Genomic DNA, 24040 nt, shown 5'->3' on the forward strand with positions numbered 1-24040 from the left:
GAAGGGCGAGAAGAAAGCGAAACTGTGGCAATGACTTGGGTGTGGCCTGCCGGCCACGTGTCCCGCCGCTTGCCCCCGCCGCAGCAACGGCGTAAGGCTTTGGCCATGCAATGGACTGATGAGGCCATCGTTCTGGGCGTGCGGCGCCATGGCGAGACCTCGGTGATCGCCGAGGTGATGACGCGCGGCCGCGGCCGGCATCTCGGCATGGTCCGGGGCGGGCGCTCGCGCGCCATGCAGCCGGTGCTTCAGCCGGGCAATTCCGTGGATGTGACCTGGCGGGCGCGGCTCGACGAGCATCTCGGCGAATTCCGCCTCGAACCGCTGGAGCTTCGCGCCGGCCGGCTGATGGAGACGGCGACGGCCGTCTATGGCGTGCAGGCCATGGCGGCGCTGCTGCGCTTCCTGCCGGAGCGCGATCCCCATCCCCATCTCTACGAGGCGCTGTCCGTCATCCTCGATCACCTGCACGAGCCGGCCGATGCCGGCGAACTTTTCATCCGCTTCGAGCTTGCCGTGTTGAACGACCTCGGCTTCGGCCTCGACCTTCTCGAATGCGTGGCGACCGGCAGCCGTGAAAACCTCTGCTACGTCTCGCCCAAATCCGGCCGCGCCGTCTCGCGCGAGGCGGGCGCGCCCTTTGCGGACAGGATGCTCGCGCTTCCCGCCTTCCTCGGCGACGAGAGCCGGCACGCGGCCGATGCCGCGGCGCTTGCCGACGGCTTCCGCCTGACGGCCTTCTTCCTCAACCGGCATGTCTGCGAGCCGCGCGGGCTGGAGCTGGCGAATGCCCGCGACGGCTTCGTGCAGGCGGCGCTGAAGGCGCTCGCCCTGCCGCGAAACGATCAACCCAGAGAGGCCCATGCATGACGGTCGAAATCTATCCCGGGCTGACGGTCGGTAGCATCGGCACGCTGCCGCTCGACGTGGTGAAGCGAGACGGCGGGCTGAAGGTGCTGCAGGCGATGCTTGCCGGCGACCTGCCCGCCCCGTCGATGGCCAAAACGCTCGCCTTCAGCATGACCGAGGTGGAGGAGGGGCGCGTCGTCTTCGCCGGCATGCCCTCCGCCGATCACCTCAATCCGCTCGGCACGGTGCATGGCGGCTGGACGGCGACGGTGATGGATTCGGCCCTCGGCTGCGCCGTCTTTTCCGTCATCAAGCCGGGCGAGGCCTATACGACCATCGAGTTCAAGCTGAACCTCGTGCGCCCGGTCCTGCCCGGCATGGGCGAGGTGTTCTGCGAAGGCAGGATCGTGCATCGCGGCCGCACCATCGCCACCTCGGAAGCGTGGCTGCGCGACGGCAAGGGCAAGCTGCTCGCCCACGGCACGGAAACCTGCGCCATCTTCCCCATCGAGAACCTGATGCGCTGACGGTCGAAGAGATCGCCGGCCTGAAACGTAACCCGTTTTGGCATCTGGCAAGAACCGGGTAGGTTGCCGCCCGGACCATGCCGTTCTGGAGTCGCAATGCTGGAAATCCTCTCGCTGGTCGCCATCGGCCTCGCCCTCTATACCCTCAACGCCTCGCGCGGTAGCGCGCAGAAGCTTGGCGAGGAGGTGATGCGCCTCAAGGCGGAGGTCGAGGCGCTGAAGGCCGGCGGCTTGTCCACGCCGCCCGCGCCGGTGGCCGAAGCCGCCCCGGAAACGGTCTCGTCCGCAGTGCCGGAAGATGCGGAGCCATCGGAGCAGGAGGAATTCTCCAGCCCCTGGGCCGCCGCGACGGCGAGCGAGGCCGGGAAGGGCCGCGCCATCTTCGGCGGTGCGCCCGCTGTCGCTGCACAGGCCGCTGCGGAGGGCGAAAAGGCGGAGAAGACCGTCACGGTGCCCGCCGCCGCGCCGGCAAGGCCGAAGGAAAGCTTCGAGAGCCGCATCGGCGCGCGCTGGGCCGTCTGGGTCGGCGGCATCGCGCTCGCGCTCGGCGGTATCTTCATGGTCAAGTATTCCATCGAGGCGGGATTGCTCAGCCCCGCCGTGCGGCTGTCGCTGGCGGCGGCCTTCGGCCTCGTGCTGATGGCGGTCGGCGAATTCGTGCGCCGCCGCACCCAGCCGCTCATCGCCAATGCCTTCCAGAACGCCATGATCCCGGGCGTGCTGACGGCCGCCGGGTCCATCACGCTCTTCGCCGTCACCTATGTCGCCCACGCGTTCTACGGTTATCTCGGCGCGCCCGCCGCTTTCGCGCTGCTTGCCATCGTCGCCTTCGCGACGATCGGCCTGTCGCTGCTGCACGGGCAGGCGCTTGCCGGCCTCGGCCTCCTTGCCTCCATGCTGACGCCCGCTCTGGTCTCCACCAGCGATCCGAGCCCCTGGAGCCTCTTCGGTTTCCTCTCCGTCGCATGGCTCGCCACCTTCGCGGCCTCCCGCATCCGTGGCTGGCAGGTCGTGCCGGCGCTCGCCAATGCCGGCATGGCGCTCTGGGCGCTGCTCTATCTCGCCGGGGCCGACAATGCCGAGGCGATGCCGGTCCTGCTGGCCATGCTCGTTCTTGCCCTCGGCCACGGCCTGATCTGGCCCGGTGGCCTTGTGGCGGAAGACCGGCCGCCCGAGCCGGGCGTCGCCTCGATCGCCCCACTCGACCGCCTCTTCACCCCGCCTGCCGTCGCCGTGTCGCTCACCGGCGCGCTCGCCATGGGCTTCCCGGCGCTGATGCTGGCGAGCACCGTCCCCACGGTCGCCTCCGCCGACCATGGCTTTGCCATCGTCGTCCTCGCGCTCGCCGTTCTCGGCGCGTTGCGCGGCTGGGCCGTCTATCCGGCGATCCTCTCCGCCATCGTCGCCGTCGTCGGCACGGTGCGGATGGTCGGCCTGCCGGCTGCCGGGCTGATCGGCGACTTTACCAATCTTGCGCCGCCGACGCTGGATGGCAGCGAACCGCTGCCCTTCCCGGTTCCCGTCCTCGGCTCGGTTCCCGCCAATCTGCTCCTCTTGCTCGCCGTCGCCTATGCCGCCGTGGGCCTTGCCGCCGTGCGCCTGCGGCTGGCCGGCTCCGCTCCCTTCGCCGCGATATGGAGCCTGCTTGCTCCGGCCGTGCCTTTCGCCATCCTCGCCGTCAGCTTCTTCAATCTCGGCAATCTCTCCTTCGATCCGAAGCACGGCCTGCTCGCGGTCGTGTTCGGCCTCGTCTTCCTCGCCGCGGCGGAAGGTTTTTCGCGCGGGCGGAGTGAGGGCGGGGAAGGGCTTTTCATCCCGCAATGGACGCTCGCCGCCGGCGGCTTCGCCTTCCTCGTTCTGGCGCTGCATGCCCTGACGGACGGCCTTGTCACCACGCTCGGCATCGCGCTTCTCGGCGCTGTCGCCGTCTACGCCACGCGCCTTCGCCGCTGGCCGGTGCTGCCCTGGCTGATGGCCGCCGCCGCCGCCGTGGTCGCCGGCCGGATCGGCTGGGAGCCGACCATCGTCGGCGCGGCGAACCTGTCGAAAACGCCGGTCTTCAACCAGCTTCTCGCCGGTTACGGCATACCGGCGGCGCTGCTCGCGCTCTCGGCCTTCGAACTACGCCGCTGGCCGGGCGAGCGCATCCGCAATCTTCTTCAGGCCCTCGCCAGCCTCTTCCTGCTGCTGACCGCCGCGATCCTCGTGCGCCACGGCATGAATGGCGGTGTGCTCGACAGTTCCACGCCGACGCTCGGCGAACAGTCGGTCTATACGCTGCTGGTCATCGGCGCCTCGGCGATCATGATGTCGCTCGACCTGAAATCGCCGAGCCCGGTCTTCCGCTATGGCTCGATGGTCGTGGGCGGGCTTTCGGTCCTGTCGGTGCTGAGCGCCCATTTCATCGGCCTCAATCCCTATCTGACCGGCGAACTGCTCGGCAAATGGCCGTTCTTCGATCTCCTGCTCGTCGGCTACCTGCTGCCGGGTATCGCCTATGGCGGCCTCGCCTGGTATGCGCGGGATCGCCGGCCGCTGCCCTATGTCGTCATGCTCGCGCTGTCCGGCGTGGCGCTCGTCTTCGCCTGGGTCACGCTCAGCGTGCGCCGCTACTGGCATGGTGAAAGCATCGCGGAATGGAAGGGCTTCCTCCAGCCGGAAACCTACACCTATTCCGTCGTCTGGCTGCTGCTCGGCGTGCTGCTGCTGGCGGTTGGCTCGAAGGTCGATTCCAGGAGCATCCGCCTTGCCTCCGCCGGTCTCGTGCTGATCGCCGTCGTCAAGGTCTTCCTCATCGACATGTCGAACCTTGAAGGCATCCTGCGCGCGCTCTCCTTCATCGGCCTCGGCGCGGTGCTCATCGGCATCGGCCTGTTCTACCAGAAGATCCTCTCGGGAAAGTCCGGGACGGGCGAAAAGGCGGAATTGAACGTGTCGTCCTGACAGGCTAGGTCTGGAGCATTCAAGTCCGGATCGCTCATGTCCTTCGCCTGCCTCGCCGCCGCCTTCTCGCCGCTTGCGGACCTTGCCGAGCGCCTGCTGCCGCAGGCCTTCGCCGCCGATGACGGCTCGCACGATGCCGCGCATCTCATCCGCGTGTGGAAGAGCGCCCGCCGCATCCAGGCGGAGGAGGGCGGGGACCTGCGCCTTCTGGCCGCCGCCGTGCTGCTGCACGATTGCGTGGCCGTGGAGAAGAATTCGCCGCTGCGCGCCGAGGCCTCGCGCCTTGCCGCCGAAAAGGCCGCCGGCCTGCTCGCCGCCGAAGGCTGGAGCGAAACGGATGTGGCGGCCGTCTCTCACGCCATCCTCACCCACAGTTTTTCGGCCGGTATTCCGCCGGAAACGCTGGAGGCGAGGATCGTGCAGGATGCCGACCGGCTCGACGCCATCGGCATGGTGGGCGCGGCGCGTTGCTTCTACATTGCCGGGCGCATGGGCAGCGGCCTCTACGATCCGCTGGATCCGCTTGCCGAGCACCGCCCGCTGGACGACAAGGCCTTCGCCATCGATCATTTCGAGGTCAAACTCTTCAGGCTCGCGGACGGCTTCCAGACGGCGGCGGGCGCGCGGATGGCGAAGGACCGCACGCAGCGCCTCCGGGCGATCCGTGACATGCTTCTGGATGAAATCTGAAGAAAAACATGCTTTTGTGCCGCCGGATTGAATCGGTTCGGCAAAGCGTTGAATCATAGCGTCAGGAAAGGTCGCCCCATGCAGGTCGAAGGCCTCAATATCCATCCGCTGAAGAGCGGCCGCGCCATCCCGGTCGAAAGCGCGACCATCCGCCTCGACGGCCTTGCCGGCGACCGGCGCTATATGGTCGTGGAGCCGGACGGCCGTTTCATCACCCAGCGCGAACTCCAGCCGCTCGCCCGCGTCGAGGCGACCGCGGTCGGCGAAAGCCTTCTGCTGGAAATGGAAGGCCGCCAGCTTCTCGCGAGCTTCGAGCCGGATGACCGCCTCGACGTGACCGTCTGGGACAGCGCGGTCAACGCCGCCGTCGCCGATGAGGCCGTGAACGATGTCCTGTCGGACTGGCTCGCCCGCCCGGTCAAGCTGGTGCATATGGATGCGCTGGCGCACCGCGCCGAGGGCGAGGACTGGGCCGGCGCCCCGGCCCCCGTCTGCTTTGCGGACGGCTTCCCCGTCCTCGTCACCACGACCGGCTCGCTGGCCGATCTCAACCGCACGCTCGTCGCCAAGGGGCAGGAGCCGGTCGGCATGGACCGCTTCCGCACCAATATCCTCGTTTCCTGCGACGATCCCTGGGCGGAAGACCTCTGGGAAGCGATCGAGATCAACGGCGTCGTCTTCGATTTCGTCAAACCCTGCGCCCGCTGCATCATGACCACGCAGGACCAGATGACCGGCGAGCGCATCGGCGGCAACCCCATCCAGGGCCTCGCCGAAAAACGCATGTCCGCCGACCGCCGCGTGCCCGGCGTGCTTTTCGGCTGGAACGCGGTGCCGCGCGGCGAGGGGGAAGTGCGCCTTGGAGACGCGGTGCGGGTGGTGAAGACGCGGGAAGAGCGCTGGCCGATGAAGGTTCGCGCCTGAGCCTCGTCATCGTTTATCTTGTGATCCTGACAGTGGGGTATTATGTATATCCCATCGGGATATCACGGGAGCGTGCGATATGGCCAATTCGACTGTCTTCACCAGCAATCGCAGTCAGGCGGTGCGCCTTCCCAAGGCGGTCGCCTTCCCGGAGGACGTGCATGTGGTCGATGTTCTCAAGATCGGCCGCAGCCGCGTCATCGTTCCGCAGGGCCAGAGATGGGACGATCTTTTCCTGAACGGGCCGCGCGTCAGCGACGATTTCATGCCCGAGCGGGAGCAGCCGGCGGCGGAAGAACGCGAGTCCTTCTGATGCTGGCCTATATGCTCGACACGAATATCTGCATCTATGTGATGAAGACCTATCCGCCTGCGGTTCGCGAGAAGTTCAACGCGCTGGCGGAGCAGCTTTGCATATCGAGCATCACGCTCGCGGAACTGCATTACGGCGCGGAAAAATCGGCGCGCCGGGCTGAGAACCTCATGGCGATCGAGCACTTTGTCGCGCGGCTGGAGGTTCTGCCCTTCGCGGCCAGGGCCGCCGCGCATTACGGGCAGGTTCGGGCGGAGCTTGAAAGGGCCGGCACGCCATGCGGTCCGCACGACATGCAGATCGGCGGCCATGCCCGCAGCGAAGGCTTGATCGTCGTGACGAACAATCTCAGGGAGTTTGCGCGCATGCCGGGGCTAAGGGCCGAGAACTGGCTGTAACCGTCCCTTGCCGCCTGCCGGGCGGGAATGTCACACCCACCCCCGCCGCTTGAAATACAGGAACGGCACAAGCGCCGAGAGGACCATGAGGCCGACGGCCCAGGGGTAGCCGAGGTGCCATTGCAGCTCGGGCATCAGCTCGAAATTCATGCCGTAGACCGAGGCGACCAGCGTCGGCGGCAGGAAGACGACCGAGGCGACGGTGAAGATCTTGATGATCTGGTTCTGCTCGAGATTGATGAGGCCGAGCGTCGCGTCGAGCAGGAAGTTGATCTTGCCCGAGAGGAAGGCGGCGTGGTCGCCGAGCGAGGAGGCGTCGCGCTGCACGAGCTTGACGAGCTGGCGGATTTCCTTCGACGGCCGGCGGGCGGGGGTCTCTATCGCCGCGTGATAGGCCGCGAGCCGGGAGACGGAAACGAGGCTTTCGCGCACGCCGCTGAGGAAATCGCCCTTGCGGCCGAGCTGTTCGATCACGGCCTCCAGGTCGCGCGTCTTCTTGCTCGACGTCGCCTTCTTGCTGCGGAAAACCTCGTGCGAGAGCACGTCGATCTCGTTGCCGAGCCGCTCCAGCACGTCCGCCATGCGGTCGATGACGGATTCGATGAGGCCGAGCATGACATCCTCACCGGTCTCGTAGCTGTGGCCGTTGCCGCGCAGCGCCCGATGGCAGAAGACGGAGAAGGGTTTGGCGTCCGCATAGCGCACCGTCACCAGCGTCGGTCCATGCAGGATGAAGGTCACCGGCATCTTGGCCGGCTCGTCGCTGTCGAGATTGGTCAGCGCCGTCATCGTCAGGAAGGCCGCGCCGTCTTCCTGGTAGAGGCGGGCGGAAAGCTCGATATCCTCCATCTCTTCACGCGTCGGGATGGAGATGTGCAGGGCGGCCTCGACCTCCCGCACTTCCTCCAGCGTGGGGCTGAGGAGGTCGTACCACAGGGCGGGGGAAATCGCCTGCTCGATGGCCGGGTTGGAAATTTCGCGCAGGCAAAAGCGGTCAGCCTTGCGGGCATAGATCTGCAACATGCTTCACTCCTTTGAGGGCGTTCGCGCCGCCCGGAGCGAAGCTGAAGTCGCTACCGGACAGGTCTTTCGATTGCTCTCGATAGTCGACTGTCGGGGTCCATTGATCTTATCCGGGTTAATGTTGGCGCCGTATGACACCTGCGGGTGGCATGCGCCCAAAATGCTGCCGCGTCAAGCACATCCGCCGGGATGCTGAATCGGATTGTTTCATCAATCCCGTTGATCGCGCGGTCAATTAAATTCGCTTTCGTTCATCGATCTCCCGTCGTAGCTTTCGCGCACAGAATCCGGGAGAAGCCTATGTCCGCCCCATCCACAGTCGCGGCGCCCGCCGCCAGCCGGCCCATGCCCTGGCTGATTATTGTCGCCGGCTCGCTGATCGCCGTGCTCACCTTCGGCCCGCGCTCGGCCATGGGCTTCTTCCAGTTGCCCATGCTGCAGGATACCGGCTGGGACCGCACGACCTTCGGCCTCGCCATGGCGTTGCAGAACCTTGCCTGGGGCGTCAGCCAGCCGTTCTTCGGCGCCATCGCCGACAAGTTCGGCACCTGGCGCGTGCTGCTCGTCTCGGGCCTCGTCTATGCGCTCGGCCTCTTCCTGATGTCGCTCGGCACCTCGCCGCTCTGGCTGCATGTCGGCGGCGGCGTGCTGGTGGGGCTCGGCGTCGGGGCCGGCTCCTTCGGCATCCTGCTTTCCGCCTTCGCGCGAAACGTCACGCCGGACCAGCGCTCCATGGCCTTCGGCATCTGCACGGCGGCCGGTTCCGCTGGCATGTTCCTCTTCGCGCCGCTGTCGCAGGGCCTCATCAGCGCCTATGGCTGGTCGGACAGCCTCGTCTATCTCGGCATGCTGATGCTGCTCGTGCCGCTGATCGCCATTCCGCTGCGCGGCAATTCCTCCTCCGGCATCACCGCCGCCAGCGAATACAAGCAGACTATCGGCGAGGCGCTGAAGGAAGCGCTCGGCCACCGCAGCTACCTGCTGCTGGTCGCTGGCTTCTTCGTCTGCGGCTATCAGGTTGCCTTCATCACCGCACATTTTCCGGCCTATCTCGGCGATATCGGCATCGATGCGCGCTACGCCGTGATCGCGCTGGCGCTGATCGGCTTCTTCAACATCATCGGCTCGCTCGCCGCCGGCTTCATCGGCCAGCGCTACTCGAAACCTTACTTCCTCGCCTATATCTACATTGCCCGGTCGGTCGCGGTCTCCGCCTTCATCCTGCTGCCGAAGTCGCCGGCCTCGGTCGTCATCTTCGCCATCGTGATGGGCCTTCTCTGGCTCTCCACCGTGCCGCCGACCAACGGCCTCGTCGCCATCATGTTCGGCACGAAGCATCTCGGCCTTCTCGGCGGCATCGTCTTCCTGTCGCATCAGGTCGGCTCGTTCCTCGGCGTGTGGATGGGCGGCTATCTCTACGACCATTTCGGCACCTACGATCCGGTCTGGTGGCTGGGCGTCGCGCTCGGCCTCTTCGCGGCCGTCGTGCATTGGCCCATCGAGGAGCGGGGCGTTCCGCGCCCGGCGGCCGCCTGAGCCGAACATCAGCCCCGCCGGAAGGAATTCGGCGGGGCTTCTTGCAAAGCGTCACAAAAGTTTCTAAATCTGAAGCACCGGCCATGCCGGTTTTCTTTTAAGGCTATTATGCTCAAGTTGAGCAAAATAGCGAAGCTGCCGGAAACGGCGCAGGAGGAGGGTTCCATGACCGTTCTGGCCCAGCATGTGGCGCAAGCCGAAGGCGCGCGTCCGCTCAGCGCCGCGGAGCGCTTCGGCGTCATCGAGAAACCGGACCTCACCTTCACGCCCGAGATCGCCCGCGAGACGGAACACCTCTACGAGAAGGTCAAGCAGTTCATCCCCGCCTTCGAATGGCCGGTCTACGCGCCCTATGTCGCCGCCATCAACCGGCTGAAGAAGGAGCGCGGCGCGGTCATCCTCGCGCACAATTACCAGACGCCGGAAATCTTCCACTGCGTCGCCGATATCGTCGGCGACTCGTTGCAGCTCGCCCGCGACGCCACCAAGGTCGATGCCGAGATCATCATCCAGTGCGGCGTGCATTTCATGGCCGAGACCTCCAAGCTGCTGAACCCGGAAAAGACCGTGCTGATCCCGGATGCAAGGGCCGGCTGCTCGCTGTCGGAATCGATCACCGGCGCGGATGTGCGCCTGCTCAAGCAGCGCTACCCCGGCGTGCCGGTGGTGACCTATGTTAACACCTCGGCGGATGTGAAGGCGGAGACGGATATCTGCTGCACCTCGTCCAATGTGCTTGCGGTCGTCGAGAGCCTGGAGAGCGACACCGTGCTCTGCATCCCGGACGAATATCTGGCGATGAACGTCGCCAAGCAGACAAACAAGAAAATCCTCACCTGGAAGGGGCATTGCGAGGTGCACGAGCGCTTCACCCCGCAGGAGCTGCTCGCCTACAAGGCGGTCCATCCCGGCATCGAGATCATCGGCCACCCGGAATGCCACCCGGACGTCATTGCCGTCTGCGATTTCGCCGGCTCCACCTCGGGCATGATCAATTATGTGAAGGACAATCGTCCCTCGCGCGTGCTGCTCGTCACCGAATGCTCCATGGCCTCCAATATCCAGGCCGAGCTGCCGGATGTCGACTTCGTCAAACCGTGCAACCTCTGTCCGCACATGAAGCGCATCACGCTGCCGAAGATCCTCGACAGCCTTGTGAACATGACGGAGGAGGTTCTGGTCGATCCGGCGATCGCCGACCGCGCCCGCCTTGCCGTCGAGCGGATGGTGAACTTGAAGCAATAGCGTGGCGTGGGCCGCTCCGTGCCGCCCCTCATCCCCCTGCCGGGACCTTCTCCCCGTAAACGGGGAGAAGAGGCAGAACGGTGAGGTTTTCCCTCCTCTCCCCGTTTACGGGGAGGGGATGCCGGCAGGCAGGTGAGGGGCAGGCCGCGAGCCGCAACGTCGGAGGAAAGACAAATGCCCATGGAAAGTTTCCGCCCGCAATCGTGGAACGGCATCGACGATATCGTCATCGTCGGCGGCGGGCTTGCGGGCCTGTTCTGCGCGCTGAAGCTCGCGCCGCGCCCCGTGACGATCCTCGCGGCCGCTCCCATCGGGCAGGGCGCATCCTCCGCCTGGGCGCAGGGCGGCATCGCGGCGGCCATGAGCCCCGGCGATACCTTCGACAAGCATGTGGCCGATACGCTGGAGGCCGGCGCCGGCATCGTCGATGAGAAGATGGCGCGCTTCATGGTCTCCGAAGGCCCGGTGCGCATTCACGATCTGCTCGAATACGGCGTGCCCTTCGACCGCGACCTCGAAGGCAAGCTGCTGCTCTCGCGCGAGGCCGCCCATTCCGAGCGCCGCATCGTGCGTGTGAAGGGCGACATGGCCGGCAAGGCCATCATGGAGGCGCTGATCGCCGCCGTGCGCAACACGCCGTCGATCCGCGTGCTGGAAGGCTACGTCGTCGAGGAACTGGTGCGCGAGGGCCGCTTCATTTCCGGCGTCGTCGCGAGGCCCGATGCCGGCCAGTCGAAGAACCGCGTGCATTTCCCCGCCCGCGCCGTGGTGCTCTGCTCGGGCGGCGTCGGTCATCTCTTCGCCGTCACCACCAATCCGTGGGAGGCCTGCGGGCAGGGCGTCGGCATGGCCGCCCGCGCCGGCGCGATCATCGCCGACCCGGAATTCGTGCAGTTCCACCCGACCGCCATCAATATCGGCCGCGATCCCGCGCCGCTCGCCACCGAGGCGCTGCGCGGCGACGGCGCGCATCTCGTCAATTCCGCCGGCCACCGCTTCATGCTGGATATCCACCCGGACGGCGAGCTTGCCCCGCGCGACATCGTCTCGCGCGGCGTCTTCGCCGAAGTGCAGGCCGGCCGTGGCGCGTTCCTCGATTGCACCAGGGCCGTGGGCGCGCATTTCCCCGACATGTTCCCGACGGTCTACGCTTCCTGCAAGGCCGCCGGCATCGACCCGGTCACCCAGCCGATCCCCGTCGTTCCCGCCGTGCATTATCACATGGGCGGCGTGCTGACGGATGCGGAAGGCCGCACCTCCATCGACGGCCTGTGGGCCGCCGGCGAGGTCACCTCCACCGGCGTGCATGGCGCCAACCGCCTTGCCTCCAACTCCCTGCTGGAAGCCGTCGTCTTCGCCGCGCGCATCGCGGAGAACATCAAGGGCATGCTGCCCGAGCCGAAGATCAACGACTGGGGCAAGAATGCCGGCGAGAGCGACGACCTCGTGACCATCGAGGACAGCCCCGCGTTGACGCGCCTGCGCCGCATCATGAGCGACCGGGCCGGCGTCATCCGCACCCGCGAGGGCCTTTCCGCCGCCATCCGCGAGATCGCGGTGCTGGAGCGCGAGAACAGCCGCATGCGCTTCCATAACATCGTCACCACCGCCAAGCTGATCGCCGCCGGCGCATACCTTCGCGAAGAAAGCCGCGGCGGCCATTTCCGCTCGGACTTCCCCGAGCAGAAGGCAGAGTGGAAGCACCGCACCTTCCTCACCCTCGCCGATGCCGACAGGGTGGTGGCGGAACTGGCGGAAACGGCGGCGGCGTAGCGCCGCCGTCATCGAGTTGAAACGGAACAGGACAAGCCATGACCACCCCCTATCTCCCCGTGCTTTCGCCGCTGATGGTTGAGGAGCAGGTCCGCGCCGCGCTCTCGGAAGATCTCGGCAGGGCCGGCGATATCACCAGCCAGGCGACCATCGCGCCGGAGATGGTGGCGGAGGCGGAGCTGAATGCGCGCGAGGACGGTATCGTCGCCGGGCTTGAGCTTGCCCGCGCGGCCTTCCGGCTGATGGATCCGGCGATCCGCTTCGACGCCTTCGTGAAGGATGGTGACCGGCTGTCGCCCGGTACGGTGATCGCAAGGGTTTCCGGCCCCGCGCGCGCGGTGCTTTCGGCGGAACGGGTGGCGCTCAATTTCCTCATGCATCTGTGCGGCGTCGCCACCCATACGGCGCGTTTTGCCGAGGAGATCGCCCATACGCCGGCCAAGGTCTGCTGCACGCGCAAGACCATTCCGGGGCTGCGGGCGCTGGAGAAATATGCGGTGCGCATGGGCGGCGGCTCGTCGCATCGCTACGGGCTGGACGATGCCATCCTCATCAAGGACAACCATATCGCCGTTGCCGGCGGTGTCGCCGGTGCCATTCGCGCCGCGCGCGCCTTTGCCGGCCATCTCGTGAAGGTCGAGGTGGAGGTGACGACGCTGGAGGAACTGGAGGAGGCGCTGGAGGCGCAGCCGGATGTCGTGCTGCTCGACAATATGGGGCCGGAACTCCTGCGCCGCGCCGTCGAGATCAACCGCGACTGCGCCGGCCTTGCCGATGCGGCCTATGCCGCCGATCCGCGCCGCGTGAAGCTCGAAGCCTCCGGCAATGTGAACCTCAAGACGATCCGCGCCATCGCCGAAACCGGCGTCGACTACATCTCGACCTCCAAGATCACCATGGCCGCGCCGACGCTCGACATCGGCCTCGATGTCGTGGTGCGCTAGGCCCGCGCGACATTCAGCCCATGCCGGTCTGCAAATGGCGTTTTTCCGTGCTTCCGGTGCTCACGTACCATCAGTACGCTGCGCTCCGGCTCCCGGAAAAACACCATTTTCGACTCAGCCTGTGCTGAATGTCGCGCGGGCCTGAGAAGTATCCTACCGCATCCCGACCTTCAGGCCGGGCGCGGGGCGTTCCTCGAAGATACGGCGACGGAAGCGGAAGAGGGCGGCGGGCCGGCCCCCGGTAGCCGATGTGGAAGCGCCGGTCGGCTCCACCAGTTCCGCGCCCTCGACCAGCCGGCGGAAGTTCTGCTTGTGTACGTGCCGGCCGGAAATCGCCTCCACGGTCGCCTGCAATTCGGTGAGCGTGAATTCCGGGGCCATCAGCTCGAAGATGACGGGGCGGTATTTGATCTTGCCGCGCAGTCGCGCCATGGCGGTCGCAAGGATGCGGCGATGGTCGTGGCGCATGGCGATGCCGGGGGAGGGCTGGCCGGGCTTCGCCCAGCCGTCGGTCACCGCTTCTTCCGCAAGGCCGGCCTCGTAGAGCAGTTCGTAGCGCTCCAGAACGCGCTCCTCATCCCATGGAAAATCGTCGAGGCCGAAGGCGAGGCGCAGGCGCGTGCGGGGGGCGGGCAGGGCGCTCGCCCGCTCTTCGCGAGCCGCCTCCGCCGCCCAATTTTTCAAGGCGGGCAGGATCGTCTGGTCGATCACCGCGGGGCGGCCCTGCCGCCAGTCCTCCCAGGGCAGATAGGCATACCAGTCGCGCCAGGCCGCGCCCGCTTCCGCCAGCCGCTCGTTCGCCTCGGCGTCGGTGCGCGTCAGCGCCAGATAGCCGACGGAGACCATGTGCGTGCCGGCCTCGTCGGGCGCCTTCTGCCGGCCACGGTCGCCGAAGGTGTAGAGCTGCTCGATATAGCCGAGCTTCAGCGCCGTCTGCGCCTCCACGCTGGCGCGCAGGCTCGTCTCGAAGGTGCGGTGCTGCTGCGGGTCGAAGGGGCCGAAGGGCAGGGCGTCGCGTCCATGGGCGCCGTCGCGGCCGGCAGCGAGGATGCAGGGGCTGCGGCCGGAAATCGCGACGACCGCCGCATTGAGGCCGATTTCGACCGGGGGGCGGGCGCCGGTATCCGTCATGGTGCGGCCGGGAAGGTGAAAGGGCTGTCGCCGACATAATCCGCACCGCGACCGATGGCCTTGACGGCGGCGATCAGCCGGCCGCCGCGATTGAGCACATGGTCGCCGATCTCGATCAGCCGCGCATTCGGCGTCGCCTGCACGGAGGCCCGGCGCAGGCGCTGCGCCAGTTCATGGTCGTCCTGATCCGGCGCGACGGCAAGCGCGGCGATGAGCGCGGCGGCGGGGGAGCGGGAAACGCCCATCATGCAATGGACGAGAAGAGGAGCCTGCCGGTCCCAGCCGAGGGCAAAGCCGACGATCGCCGCGATATGCTCCTCGCCGGGCGCAACGAGATTTCCGGTGCCGGCGAAGGCGATGTCGTTGACGCCGAGGATCAGGTGGCGCTCGGCGGAAATCACCGCCGGGCGATGAAAACCCTGTTTCGGCGCAACGAGGCTCAGCATCTCGCGACAGCGATGGCGCACCGCCAGTTCCGCGATCTTGCCGAGCGGGGCGACGATGATGGTGCCCATCGTCACACCGCCGCCGCGAGGGGGCCGCGCTCGCTCTCCAGCGCCGCGAAGCGCTCCGCGAAGCGCTTCTGCGCCTCGACGGCGGGAACGGGCGCGATTTCGAGCATATCGACGGTGATGCCACGCGGCGCACCGAAGAATTTCGTCGCCTCCGCATGGGAGAAGCCGGCAAGCTCGGTGGCCTCGAAGAAGGCGGCGACCTGATCGGCCTTCTTGATCTTCGCCTTTAGCGTGGCGGGCGTTGCAGCCGGCAGGCCGAAACGCAGGTGAACGGCCGCCTCCAGCCGCTTCTCCACGCTCTTGTAACCGCCGCCGACCACGGCCTTGAAGGGCGAGATCATGTCGCCGATGACATATTCCGGCGCGTCGTGCAGCAGCGCCATCAGGCATTCATGCGGGTTGCAGCGGTTCTGCCGGCGGAAGATCGCCTCGACGATAAGCGAATGCTGCGCCACCGAGAAGGCATGGTCGCCATTCGTCTGGCCGTTCCAGCGCGCGACGCGGGCAAGGCCGTGCGCGATGTCGGAAAGCTCGATATCGAGCGGCGACGGGTTGAGAAGATCGAGGCGGCGGCCGGAGAGCATGCGCTGCCAGGCGCGGGCTTCCGTCTTCGGGCGTTCGCTCCCGCTCATTGCGCCGGCACCTCGGCGGTTTCCTCGGGGAAGGCAAGGCCGGCCCATGGCGGCAGCTCGACGGTAACGGGCACGCCATCCGCCGTGATCGGCGTTCCGCTGCGCATGGCGTCCGCCGCGCGGTCGATGCGCACGATGGCAAGGCCGAGCGTGCCGCAAACGCTGCCGAGCGCGCCGATCGGCTTGCCGCCGGCAAGAAGCTCCGTGCCCGTCGCCGGAAGCGCGGCCTCGCCCCGCACGATGACCGGGCGGCGGCGCGCGGTGCCGCGATGCTGCATGCGGGAAACGACCTCCTGCCCGACATAGCAGCCGGTGCGGAAGGAAAGGCCGCCGCTGCGGTCGAGCAGCGCGTCATGCGGGAAGGCGTCGGAAAGCGCATAGTCGCGGCCGGCTTCGGGAAGGCCGGCCTGAATGCGCAGCGCGTCGTAGAGTGCGGCATCGTCCGCGCCGCCGCCGCCCATGCGGCGCGAGACGTCGAGGCCCGCCCTGGCGAACCGGAAATCGCGCGGCGCTTGCGCCTCAGCGTCGTCCCAGCTCACCGTCGCCTCGCTGCCGTCGATAACGGCAAGGTCGACCGCGGCGCGCAGCTTGTACATGGTCAGCCGCTTGAGAAGCGCATCGCGCTGGTCTTGCGTCGTGTCGATCAGCAGGGCGTCATCGCCGTCGCGGCGGATCAGGAAGTCGAAGAGAATCTTGCCCTGCGGCGTCAGCAGCGCGCCGGGGCGAATCTCGTTCTCCTGCAGGTCGGGCAGGTTGGTGGTGATCAGCGATTGCAGGAAGGCTTCGGCATCCTTGCCGGAGATGCGGAGAAAGGCGCGGCCGGAGAGCGTGACGGAAGGCATGGGCGGATCCAGATTTCTGCGCGCCGATATGTCCGGCGCAGGCGGTGCGTCGCCGCACCTTCGACAGAGAGGTAGAACGGCCGGGCGTCTTTCGCAAGGTCATGGCCCTTGTCCGCCGGCGCCATACAGCTATGAAGAACGCCCCCGCAGCGAGGCCGACAGACGATGGAAACCATGCCGCCCCTTCCGCACGACGCCTGGTCCGCCTGGACCCCGGGCGAGCTTGCGCGCAGGCTTTCCGGGGGTGCCCGGTCGTGGTGCGTCGTCGGCGGCTGGGCGCTCGATCTCTGGCATGGATGCGAAACGCGGGCGCATGAGGATATGGAATTCACGATCCTGCGCCGCGACTTTCCCGTCTTCCGGACTGCTTTCCCCGACTTGCGGCTCCATGCGGTCGGCGATGGCCGTGTGGAACCGCTCGGGGAGAACGAAGCGCCCGCTAGAGGCATCGCGCAGGTCTGGTGCGAGGATGCGGCGGCGCGCTGCTGGCGGGTGGACATGATGCTGGAGGACGGCACGCCGGAAACCTGGGTCTACAAGCGCGATCCTTCGATCCGCCGGCCACGGGGCGAGATGGTGCAGGTGACCGCCGAGGGCATTCCCTATCTCGCGCCGCAGGCCATCCTGCTCTTCAAGGCGAAATACCGGCGGGACAAGGACGAGGCGGATTTTGCCCGCGCGCTGCCGAAGCTGGATACCGCGCAACGCGACTGGCTGAGGGGCTGCCTCGCGCAGGCCCATCCCGGCCATGGCTGGCTGGATGCCCTATAGGCTCATTCGCCGGTGACGAAGAATTTCCACTGTCCGTCCGGCGTGATGCCGACGCGGTAGAAATTGTAGCTGCCGAATTCCTGCATGTCGGCATAGTCGCCGGCCGTCACGATGCGCAGCAGGTCCACCTTTTCCGGCGGCGTCAGGCCGGCCAGCGGCTTTTCGGCGAAGTAGGGCCAGACATACATCTCGTCCGGCGTGCCCTTGCCGACATGCACGAAGCCGGTGGCGAGCACGTCGAGAAGGATCGCCAGAACCTCGTTGCCGTCCGGATCGCCGGACTGGCCCTTCAGCGTCTCGACGGGGCTTTCGTTGCTCTCGACCAGCGAGACCTGCGTTTCTGTCATGCCCTTGCCGAGCAGCGGGGCAAGGCGCTGGATATCGCCGGAGGCCGCGGCCTCGACGATCAGTTCGCGCATGCGGCGCACCGGCTCGGGCGCTTTCTCGATATCGCGAATCACTTCGACGGGCGCTTGCGGCGTTTCGTCGGGCGTCTCATCGGTAACGGGAGGCTCGTCGGCGGGCTCCGTCACCGCGCCGTTCCGGCGGATCAGCGGGTCGGGCATGGGCAGTTCGAGCGGAGAGGTCTCCGGCTCTTCCTGCTTTTCCTCCACGGGCGCGGCCTTCTCGTCTTCCGCGGGCTTCTGCGGTTCCTCGCCCGGCGCCTTCTTCAGTTCGCTGAGCGCGAAGGCGGGGCGCGCCGGCACGGTGAGCGCCGTCGTTCCCAAAAGCACCGACAATACGATGAGGCTGCTGCGAAACAGCTTTTTGCCGTCAGCCGACATCTGCATGACCTGTCTTTCCAGCCTATTGCAGGGTGCGCGCGGGGGAGAATTCGCCGGCCAGCAGGCGGGCGCGCAGCGAATCGAGCAGCGCTTCCGCCCCCTTCTCGCCATGAACGCGGATCGTTTCGCGCAGGGCGAGCGCGATGGCCGCATCGGCGATGATCTCCGCCTCGATGCCATCCGCCATGCCGTCCGCCCAGGCTTCGTTCTGGTATTCCAGAGCGGCCTGCATCTTCTCGTGTACGATCATCTCGTCGATATCGTTGAGAGTAGGTTCCATAGATCGGTCCATGCGAGGCATTCAGTTCTTACTGCACTGTTAACAAGCTTAGCAGCCTTTTCCCAAAACGGCACTGGCCGCAGTGAAAACAGGTTAATTAATTCCTAATTTCCGAAGCGTGCGGTAATTTCTGTGGCAAGTGTTGCACCTTCGTTACGGTATCTCTCTTCTGCGACAACCGCCGAGTCGGTGCAAGCGGTGTAGATGGCGGCAAAGGAGCGGTATCCACGATTGAAGGCCGCCGTCAGTTTTTCCCGCCGCCGCGGCTCCGTGCCCGCCTCCAGATCGATGATGCGCTGCGCGGAGGCGCGCCAATTGTCCTCGGCCTTCTCGGCGCAAAGGTTGCGCAGGTAGTGCATCGCGCCGAGGATTTCCGAAAGCCGCTCCAGCCGCTCGTCATAGGGCGCGGGCTTCTCCTCGACGGCGGCCGCCGCCGGGGTCTCCTTGCCGGCGCTTTCCTTCGCTTGCTGGGCGAGGGCGGGCGCGGCGAGGACAAGGCCAAGCGCCATGGCGAGGCGAATCACTTTCATGCCGAAATCCCCATCCGCTCGGCCTCGAGGCGGGCGATGCATTCGCGCACGCTGTCGGGGGCGGGCAGCTTTGCGATTTCCTCGGCCGTGTACCAGCCGACGCTCGCCGCATCGTCGGCGGCGACGGCGACGGCATCGCGGTCGGCCTTCACCTTGAAGACGGAGAGGAAGAAGGAGGGGCTGCCGGGGCCGTCCTCGCGACCGGGCAGGTCGTAGGTCGCGAAAAGCAGCGGCTTTTCGGCCTTTATGCCGGTTTCCTCGAAAAGTTCGCGCAGCGCCGTCTCGGCTGGCGTCTCGCCTTCTTCGCCGCGCCCGCCGGGAAAGGCATACATCGCGTCCGACGGCGGCTTGGTGCGCAGCACGAGCAGGTAGCGCCCGTCGCGCTCGATGATGGCGGAGGAGGCGGGCTGGGGCTTCTTGGATTTCTTCATCGCTGTCCGGTTCGGTTGCGCTTCATTGACCCCTTATAGGCAAAGTGCGATGACGACGCCATGTGTGGACGATTTGCATTGCTGGCCGGCACGGACCTCGCCGAAGCCTATTTCGATCTCGCCGAACTGGATGACCTGCCCGCGCGCTACAACATCGCGCCCACGCAGCCGATCCTCATCGTCGTCGCCGGCGAAAGGCAGGCCCCGGGCAGCAACCTGCCGGAACGCCGGGCGATGCTGGTGCGCTGGGGCTTCATGCCCGGTTGGGTGAAGGACCCGCGCGAATTCCCGCTGCTGATCAACGCCCGCTCCGAAACGGCCATCGGCAAGGCCTCGTTCAAGGCCGCCATGCGCCATCGCCGCATCCTCGTGCCGGCCTCCGGCTTCTTCGAATGGCGGCGGCCGGAGGAGAAGGGCGCGAAGGCGCAGGCCTATTTCATCCGCCCGAAGCAGGGCGAGATCGTCGCCTTCGCCGGCCTCATGGAGACATGGTCCTCGGCGGACGGTTCGGAGGTCGATACTGGCGCGATCCTGACGACGGCGGCCAACAACGACATTGCCCGCATCCACGACCGCATGCCGGTCGTCATCCGCCAGGAGGATTTTGCGCGCTGGCTCGACTGCAAGACGCAGGAGCCGCGCGACGTGACGGACCTCATGAAGCCCATCGACGACGGCTTCTTCGAGGCGATTCCGGTGTCCGACAAGGTCAACAAGGTCGCCAATATGGGGCCGGACATTCTGGAGCCGGTGGAAGAGCGCATCGAGGATGCGCCGCCGAAAAAGAACAAGGGCGCAGAAGCGCCCCCATCTTCGGATCAGCTTTCGCTCTTTTGAACTCTCAATCGTAAAGCGACTGGAGCACGGCCGGCAGGTCGCGCTCGCGGCGCGGATCGGCCGCCTTCTGCTCCGGCTTGCACTGCATGGCCGCGACGACGGCGCGCAGGCCGAGCGGCTTGTAGCGTTCCTGCAGGTTCTCGTTGGCGGCGACAGGCTGCGCCGGCTTCTTCATTGCAATCGACATTTCACTCTCCTGAAGTTCGGTTCATCAGGCAGCCCCGTACGATTCCCCCGGTTGCTACCCCCATGACCCATGCATGTACCGGCCTCTTTCGGCCAAATTCTGCTCAAATTTTGATCGCTCTGCGGCGAAGCGTCGAAATCCCCCGTCTTGCGATCAACAATTGTGAGCGGCGGACATATCGCACGGCGCTCCGGCGCATGGCTGTCTCCCCGGTAACAGCTTGGGACAGAAGGCCGAACGGGCAGGAAATTCGCCGGCCGGCCTTCACGCCCGCTTGACCGCAGGCCCGCGCGGCGCGATAAAGCAGGCCATGAAAACGGTACTCTGCATTCGCCGGAGCATTATTCGCTAGCGCACGCGCTGGCCCGGCCGTTTTCGTCCCCCAAAATCCCCGGATGACAACGACCCGGCCAGCCGGGCGCACGCATTTTGGGAGATTCCTATGGCCGAAAAGCCGGTCCTGACGCTGTACAACACGCTCACGCGCTCGAAGGAGCCCTTCGCTCCCATCGATCCCGACAACGTGCGCATGTATGTCTGCGGCCCGACGGTCTACGACTTCGCCCATATCGGCAATGCGCGGCCGGTCATCGTCTTCGACGTGCTGTTCCGCCTGCTGCGCCATATCTACGGCGAAAGCCACGTCATCTATGCCCGCAACATCACGGACGTCGACGACAAGATCAACGCCCGGGCGCTGCGCGATTTCGGCGGCGAAATTGCGAGCGGCGCGCTCTCGCTCAACGAGGCGATCCGCCGCGTGACGGAGAAGACGGCGAACCAGTTCCACGCCGATATCGAGGCGCTCGGCGCCATGCAGCCGACGCATGAGCCGCGCGCCACCGAGTTCGTCCAGCCGCGCGCCGACGGCAAGGTGGACATGATTACCCTGATCGAGCGCCTGATCGAGCGCGGCCATGCCTATCAGGCCGGTGGCGAGGTGCTGTTCGACACCCATTCGATGGCCGATTACGGCGACCTGTCCAAGCGCAATCTCGATGAGCAGCAGGCCGGCGCCCGCGTCGCCGTCGATGCGCACAAGAAGAACCCGGGCGACTTCGTGCTCTGGAAGCTTTCCTCGCCGGAAGAGCCGGGCTGGGACAGCCCGTGGGGCCGCGGCCGCCCCGGCTGGCATATCGAGTGCTCGGCCATGTCCGCCGCCTATCTCGGCGAGGTCTTCGACATCCATGGCGGCGGGCTGGACCTGATCTTCCCGCACCATGAGAACGAGATCGCCCAGTCGCGCTGCGCGCACGGCACCAAGGTCATGTCGAATGTCTGGATGCACAACGGCTTCCTGCAGGTCGAAGGCCGCAAGATGTCGAAATCCGAGGGCAATTTCTACACGATCACCGAGCTGCTGCACGAGGAGAAGTTCGGCGGTCGCAAGTGGCCGGGCGAAGTGCTGCGCCTCGCCATGCTGATGACGCATTACCGCGAGCCGATCGACTTCTCCGTCAAGCGCCTGGAAGAGGCCGAACGCCTTCTTGCGAAGTGGCCCGCCGGCGGCGACCCGGCTGAGGGCCGCGTGGATCAGACGGTCCTGACCCCGCTCTTCGACGACCTCAACACGGTCGGCGCGGTGCAGGCTTTGCACGCGCTCGCCCAATGCGCCAACAGCGACCCGCTGATGCTTCCCGTCTTCGCCGCCAGCGCCCGGCTTCTCGGCGTCACGCCGAAGAAGGCGGAAGTCTCCAAGGCGCTGGAGGAGAGCATCGACACGATCATCCAGCTTCGTCTGGAAATGCTGAAGGCGAAGAACTTCGCCGAGGCCGACCGTATCCGCGACGACCTCGCCGCCAAGGGCGTCCAGCTCAAGGACGGCAAGGACCCGGCGACGGGCGAGCGCGTGACGACGTGGGAGGTGAAAAGGTGACCACACCCTTCTACACCGGCGGCTGCCAGTGCGGTGCCGTGCGCTTTCATGTCGAAGGCGCGCTTGGCGATGCATCGGTCTGTCATTGCCGGATGTGCCAGAAGGCGAGCGGGAACTTCTATCTGCCGCTCGTTTCCGTGCGCGGCGCCAAGCTGACATGGACGCGCGGGGAGCCGAAGCGCTTCCGCTCGTCCAACCATGGCTATCGCGGCTTTTGCGGCGATTGCGGCACGCCGCTGACCTACGAGGCGCCGGATGGCGTGGCGCTGACCATCGCCGCCTTCGACGATCCCGCAGAGATCGCCCCGCGCATCCAGTGGGGCACCGAGGCGAAGCTGCCCTATGTCGATGCGATCCGCGACCTGCCGGGCGAGGAGACGATGGCGGATCAGGAGGCGGCGTCCTTCCTCGCCGATCTCGTCTCCTACCAGCATCCCGACCACGATACGGACCGATGGCCGCCGGAGGGTGCGGTATGAGCCAGCCGAAGCCGGAACTCGGCTTTCCCCGCAAGTGGCTCTATCTCATCGCCGGCAAGCTGGTGCTCATCACGGCCGTCATCATCGCCGTTGTCGTCTATTCCTCTTATCGCTGAAGGAGCCCGCCATGACCACGGAACAGGAAAAGATCAGGACCGGCGGCTGCCAGTGCGGCGCCGTTCGCTTCCGCATCCGCGGCGAGCTCGGCCGGCCGTCGATCTGCCATTGCCGCATGTGCCAGAAGCAGTTCGGCGGCTTCTTCGGCCCGCTCGTCACCGCCAAGGGCGAGACGGAATGGACGCGCGAGGAGCCGGCCTACTTCCAGTCCTCGATCAATATCGCCCGCGGCTTCTGCAGGCATTGCGGCACGCCGCTGACCTACAAGCATCCCGGCGGTCTGGAAATCGCCATCGGCGCTTTCGACGACCGCAGCGATCTCGCCCCGCAGATTCAGGTCAATTACGGGTCGCGCCTGCCCTGGGTCGAGGCGATCTTCTCCGCCCCCGTCCATGACGACCCGGATTATTACAGCCAGCAGGAGAAGATCATCTCCTTCCAGCATCCCGATCACGAGACCGAAAACTGGCCCGCCCACGGAATGAAACTATGAGCGAATTGCGCAGCCTCTATCCCGAGATCGAACCCTATGCCTCCGGCCATCTCGATGTCGGCGACGGGCATGTCATCTATTGGGAACGGGCCGGCACGCCGGGCGCAAAGCCCGCCGTCTTCCTGCATGGCGGCCCCGGCGGCACGATCTCGCCGAGCCACCGCCGCCTGTTCGATCCGAAGCTCTACGACGTGACGCTGTTCGACCAGCGCGGCTGCGGCCGGTCCACGCCGCATGCGGGGCTGGGGGCCAACACGACCTGGCACCTCGTCGCCGACATGGAGAAGCTGCGCGAGATGGCCGGTGCGGAAAAGTGGCTGGTCTTCGGCGGCTCGTGGGGTTCGACGCTAGCGCTCGCCTATGCGCAGAAACATCCCGAGCACGTTTCCGAACTGGTCCTGCGCGGCATTTACATGCTTACCAAGGCGGAACTCGACTGGTACTACCAGTTCGGCGTCTCGGAAATGTTCCCCGACAAGTGGGAGCGCTTCGTCGCCCCCATTCCGCCGGAAGAGCGCCATGAGATGATGCAGGCCTATTACCGCCGCCTGACGGGCGACGACAAGGCGGTGCGCATCGCCGCCGCCAAGACATGGAGCCTGTGGGAAGGCGAGACGATCACGCTTCTGCCGGAACCCGCAACGAGCGGCCGCTTCGGGGTGGACGACTTCGCCGATGCCTTCGCGCGGCTGGAAACGCACTACTTCGTCAATGCCGGCTGGCTGGAAGAGGGGCAGCTTCTGCGCGACGCCCACAAGCTGAACGGCATTCCGGGCGTCATCGCCCATGGCCGCTACGACATGCCGTGCCCGGCCAAAAACGCCTGGGCGCTGCACAAGGCCTGGCCCGAATCGGAATTCTTCCTCGTCGAAGGGGCGGGCCACGCCTATTCCGAACCCGGCATCCTCGACCGCCTGATTTACGCGACCGACAAATTCGCCGGCAAGAACTGAGACAGACTGCCTCCCG

Annotated in this window: 27 protein-coding genes; 17 read left to right on the top strand and 10 right to left on the bottom strand. The window is 66.3% G+C overall.

Going from position 1 to position 24040, the window contains the following annotated elements; translation table 11 throughout:
• The first annotated feature begins 105 nt into the window (after window positions 1-105).
• The 7 genes from recO to vapC all read left to right on the top strand — a co-directional run bounded on the left by recO (window position 106) and on the right by vapC (window position 6644).
• Window positions 106-870 (top strand): DNA repair protein RecO, encoded by a 765-nt coding sequence (gene recO, locus K8M09_RS05035; protein WP_160784979.1) that lies wholly within the window; start codon window positions 106-108, stop codon window positions 868-870.
• Entirely contained in the window at window positions 867-1376 is a 510-nt protein-coding gene (locus K8M09_RS05040) for a PaaI family thioesterase (RefSeq protein ID WP_160784978.1), read from the top strand. Before recO ends, K8M09_RS05040 begins: the two co-directional genes overlap by 4 nt.
• A gap of 96 nt (window positions 1377-1472) precedes the next feature.
• Window positions 1473-4319, top strand: a complete 2847-nt coding sequence (locus K8M09_RS05045; protein WP_160784977.1) for a DUF2339 domain-containing protein — start codon at window positions 1473-1475, stop codon at window positions 4317-4319.
• Window positions 4320-4355: 36 nt separating this feature from the next.
• Entirely contained in the window at window positions 4356-5009 is a 654-nt protein-coding gene (locus tag K8M09_RS05050; RefSeq protein WP_160784976.1) for an HD domain-containing protein, read from the top strand.
• A 78-nt stretch (window positions 5010-5087) separates the two neighbouring features.
• Complete coding sequence (locus K8M09_RS05055; RefSeq protein WP_160784975.1) at window positions 5088-5933, top strand: MOSC domain-containing protein; 846 nt, start codon at window positions 5088-5090, stop codon at window positions 5931-5933.
• A gap of 79 nt (window positions 5934-6012) precedes the next feature.
• Window positions 6013-6246, top strand: a complete 234-nt coding sequence (gene vapB / locus K8M09_RS05060; protein ID WP_160784974.1) for a type II toxin-antitoxin system VapB family antitoxin — start codon at window positions 6013-6015, stop codon at window positions 6244-6246.
• Window positions 6246-6644, top strand: a complete 399-nt coding sequence (gene vapC, locus K8M09_RS05065) for a type II toxin-antitoxin system tRNA(fMet)-specific endonuclease VapC (RefSeq protein ID WP_160784973.1) — start codon at window positions 6246-6248, stop codon at window positions 6642-6644. The genes vapB and vapC overlap by 1 nt, the downstream gene beginning before the upstream one ends.
• A gap of 30 nt (window positions 6645-6674) precedes the next feature.
• On the opposite strand, the gene K8M09_RS05070 is transcribed toward vapC, so the two are convergent.
• On the bottom strand, window positions 6675-7667 hold the full coding sequence (locus K8M09_RS05070; protein WP_160784972.1) for a magnesium transporter CorA family protein: 993 nt from the start codon (window positions 7665-7667) through the stop codon (window positions 6675-6677).
• Between the two features lie 300 nt (window positions 7668-7967).
• On the opposite strand from K8M09_RS05070, the gene K8M09_RS05075 reads away from it, so the two are divergent.
• The 4 genes from K8M09_RS05075 (at window position 7968) to nadC (ending at window position 13165) form a co-directional block, all read left to right on the top strand.
• Window positions 7968-9203: an MFS transporter gene (locus K8M09_RS05075; protein WP_160784971.1), complete on the top strand. Its 1236-nt coding sequence runs from the start codon at window positions 7968-7970 to the stop codon at window positions 9201-9203.
• 165 nt (window positions 9204-9368) lie between these two features.
• Window positions 9369-10448, top strand: coding sequence for a quinolinate synthase NadA (gene nadA, locus K8M09_RS05080; RefSeq protein WP_160784970.1), 1080 nt, complete (start codon window positions 9369-9371; stop codon window positions 10446-10448).
• Window positions 10449-10622: 174 nt separating this feature from the next.
• Window positions 10623-12221, top strand: coding sequence for an L-aspartate oxidase (locus K8M09_RS05085; RefSeq protein ID WP_160784969.1), 1599 nt, complete (start codon window positions 10623-10625; stop codon window positions 12219-12221).
• Between the two features lie 38 nt (window positions 12222-12259).
• Window positions 12260-13165, top strand: coding sequence for a carboxylating nicotinate-nucleotide diphosphorylase (nadC, locus tag K8M09_RS05090; RefSeq protein ID WP_160784968.1), 906 nt, complete (start codon window positions 12260-12262; stop codon window positions 13163-13165).
• Between the two features lie 153 nt (window positions 13166-13318).
• Here nadC and K8M09_RS05095 read toward each other — a convergent pair whose 3' ends face one another.
• Genes K8M09_RS05095 through ygfZ form a run of 4 tightly spaced genes read right to left on the bottom strand, consistent with a single transcriptional unit; the run spans window position 13319 to window position 16285 of the window.
• Entirely contained in the window at window positions 13319-14296 is a 978-nt protein-coding gene (locus K8M09_RS05095) for an NUDIX hydrolase (RefSeq protein WP_160784967.1), read from the bottom strand.
• Window positions 14293-14811 carry a tyrosine phosphatase family protein gene (locus K8M09_RS05100; protein WP_160784966.1) on the bottom strand — a complete coding sequence of 173 codons (519 nt, stop codon included), beginning with the start codon at window positions 14809-14811 and terminating at the stop codon, window positions 14293-14295. The genes K8M09_RS05095 and K8M09_RS05100 overlap by 4 nt, the downstream gene beginning before the upstream one ends.
• Before the next feature lie 2 nt (window positions 14812-14813).
• The gene (locus tag K8M09_RS05105) at window positions 14814-15443 is read right to left on the bottom strand and encodes an HD domain-containing protein (RefSeq protein WP_160784965.1); all 630 of its coding nucleotides are present in this window, start codon (window positions 15441-15443) and stop codon (window positions 14814-14816) included.
• On the bottom strand, window positions 15440-16285 hold the full coding sequence (gene ygfZ / locus K8M09_RS05110; protein WP_160784964.1) for a CAF17-like 4Fe-4S cluster assembly/insertion protein YgfZ: 846 nt from the start codon (window positions 16283-16285) through the stop codon (window positions 15440-15442). Before ygfZ ends, K8M09_RS05105 begins: the two co-directional genes overlap by 4 nt.
• A gap of 165 nt (window positions 16286-16450) precedes the next feature.
• Between ygfZ and K8M09_RS05115 the strand changes: the two genes are divergently transcribed.
• Window positions 16451-17056, top strand: coding sequence for an amino acid transporter (locus tag K8M09_RS05115; RefSeq protein WP_160784963.1), 606 nt, complete (start codon window positions 16451-16453; stop codon window positions 17054-17056).
• A gap of 2 nt (window positions 17057-17058) precedes the next feature.
• Here K8M09_RS05115 and K8M09_RS05120 read toward each other — a convergent pair whose 3' ends face one another.
• The 4 genes from K8M09_RS05120 to K8M09_RS05135 form a co-directional block, all read right to left on the bottom strand.
• On the bottom strand, window positions 17059-17841 hold the full coding sequence (locus tag K8M09_RS05120) for a hypothetical protein (protein ID WP_160785017.1): 783 nt from the start codon (window positions 17839-17841) through the stop codon (window positions 17059-17061).
• Window positions 17842-17863: 22 nt separating this feature from the next.
• Window positions 17864-18133, bottom strand: a complete 270-nt coding sequence (locus K8M09_RS05125; protein WP_206366646.1) for a hypothetical protein — start codon at window positions 18131-18133, stop codon at window positions 17864-17866.
• Between the two features lie 92 nt (window positions 18134-18225).
• On the bottom strand, window positions 18226-18651 hold the full coding sequence (locus tag K8M09_RS05130) for a TIGR02301 family protein (protein ID WP_160784961.1): 426 nt from the start codon (window positions 18649-18651) through the stop codon (window positions 18226-18228).
• Window positions 18648-19082, bottom strand: coding sequence for an NUDIX domain-containing protein (locus tag K8M09_RS05135; RefSeq protein WP_160784960.1), 435 nt, complete (start codon window positions 19080-19082; stop codon window positions 18648-18650). Before K8M09_RS05135 ends, K8M09_RS05130 begins: the two co-directional genes overlap by 4 nt.
• Window positions 19083-19142: 60 nt before the next feature.
• On the opposite strand from K8M09_RS05135, the gene K8M09_RS05140 reads away from it, so the two are divergent.
• On the top strand, window positions 19143-19919 hold the full coding sequence (locus tag K8M09_RS05140; RefSeq protein ID WP_160784959.1) for an SOS response-associated peptidase: 777 nt from the start codon (window positions 19143-19145) through the stop codon (window positions 19917-19919).
• 4 nt (window positions 19920-19923) lie between these two features.
• On the opposite strand, the gene K8M09_RS05145 is transcribed toward K8M09_RS05140, so the two are convergent.
• Window positions 19924-20106, bottom strand: a complete 183-nt coding sequence (locus K8M09_RS05145; RefSeq protein ID WP_170299395.1) for a hypothetical protein — start codon at window positions 20104-20106, stop codon at window positions 19924-19926.
• A gap of 442 nt (window positions 20107-20548) precedes the next feature.
• Between K8M09_RS05145 and cysS the strand changes: the two genes are divergently transcribed.
• The 4 genes from cysS to pip all read left to right on the top strand — a co-directional run bounded on the left by cysS (window position 20549) and on the right by pip (window position 24024).
• A complete protein-coding gene (cysS, locus tag K8M09_RS05150) occupies window positions 20549-21982 on the top strand; it encodes a cysteine--tRNA ligase (RefSeq protein ID WP_160784958.1) in 1434 nt (477 codons plus the stop codon).
• On the top strand, window positions 21979-22461 hold the full coding sequence (locus K8M09_RS05155) for a GFA family protein (protein WP_160784957.1): 483 nt from the start codon (window positions 21979-21981) through the stop codon (window positions 22459-22461). Before cysS ends, K8M09_RS05155 begins: the two co-directional genes overlap by 4 nt.
• 127 nt (window positions 22462-22588) lie before the next feature.
• Window positions 22589-23071, top strand: coding sequence for a GFA family protein (locus K8M09_RS05160; protein ID WP_160784956.1), 483 nt, complete (start codon window positions 22589-22591; stop codon window positions 23069-23071).
• Window positions 23068-24024 (top strand): prolyl aminopeptidase, encoded by a 957-nt coding sequence (gene pip, locus K8M09_RS05165; RefSeq protein ID WP_160784955.1) that lies wholly within the window; start codon window positions 23068-23070, stop codon window positions 24022-24024. The genes K8M09_RS05160 and pip overlap by 4 nt, the downstream gene beginning before the upstream one ends.
• The last annotated feature ends 16 nt before the right edge of the window (window positions 24025-24040 follow it).

It is taken from the genome of Shinella zoogloeoides, from assembly GCF_020883495.1.
Taxonomy (GTDB): Bacteria; Pseudomonadota; Alphaproteobacteria; order Rhizobiales; family Rhizobiaceae; genus Shinella; species Shinella zoogloeoides.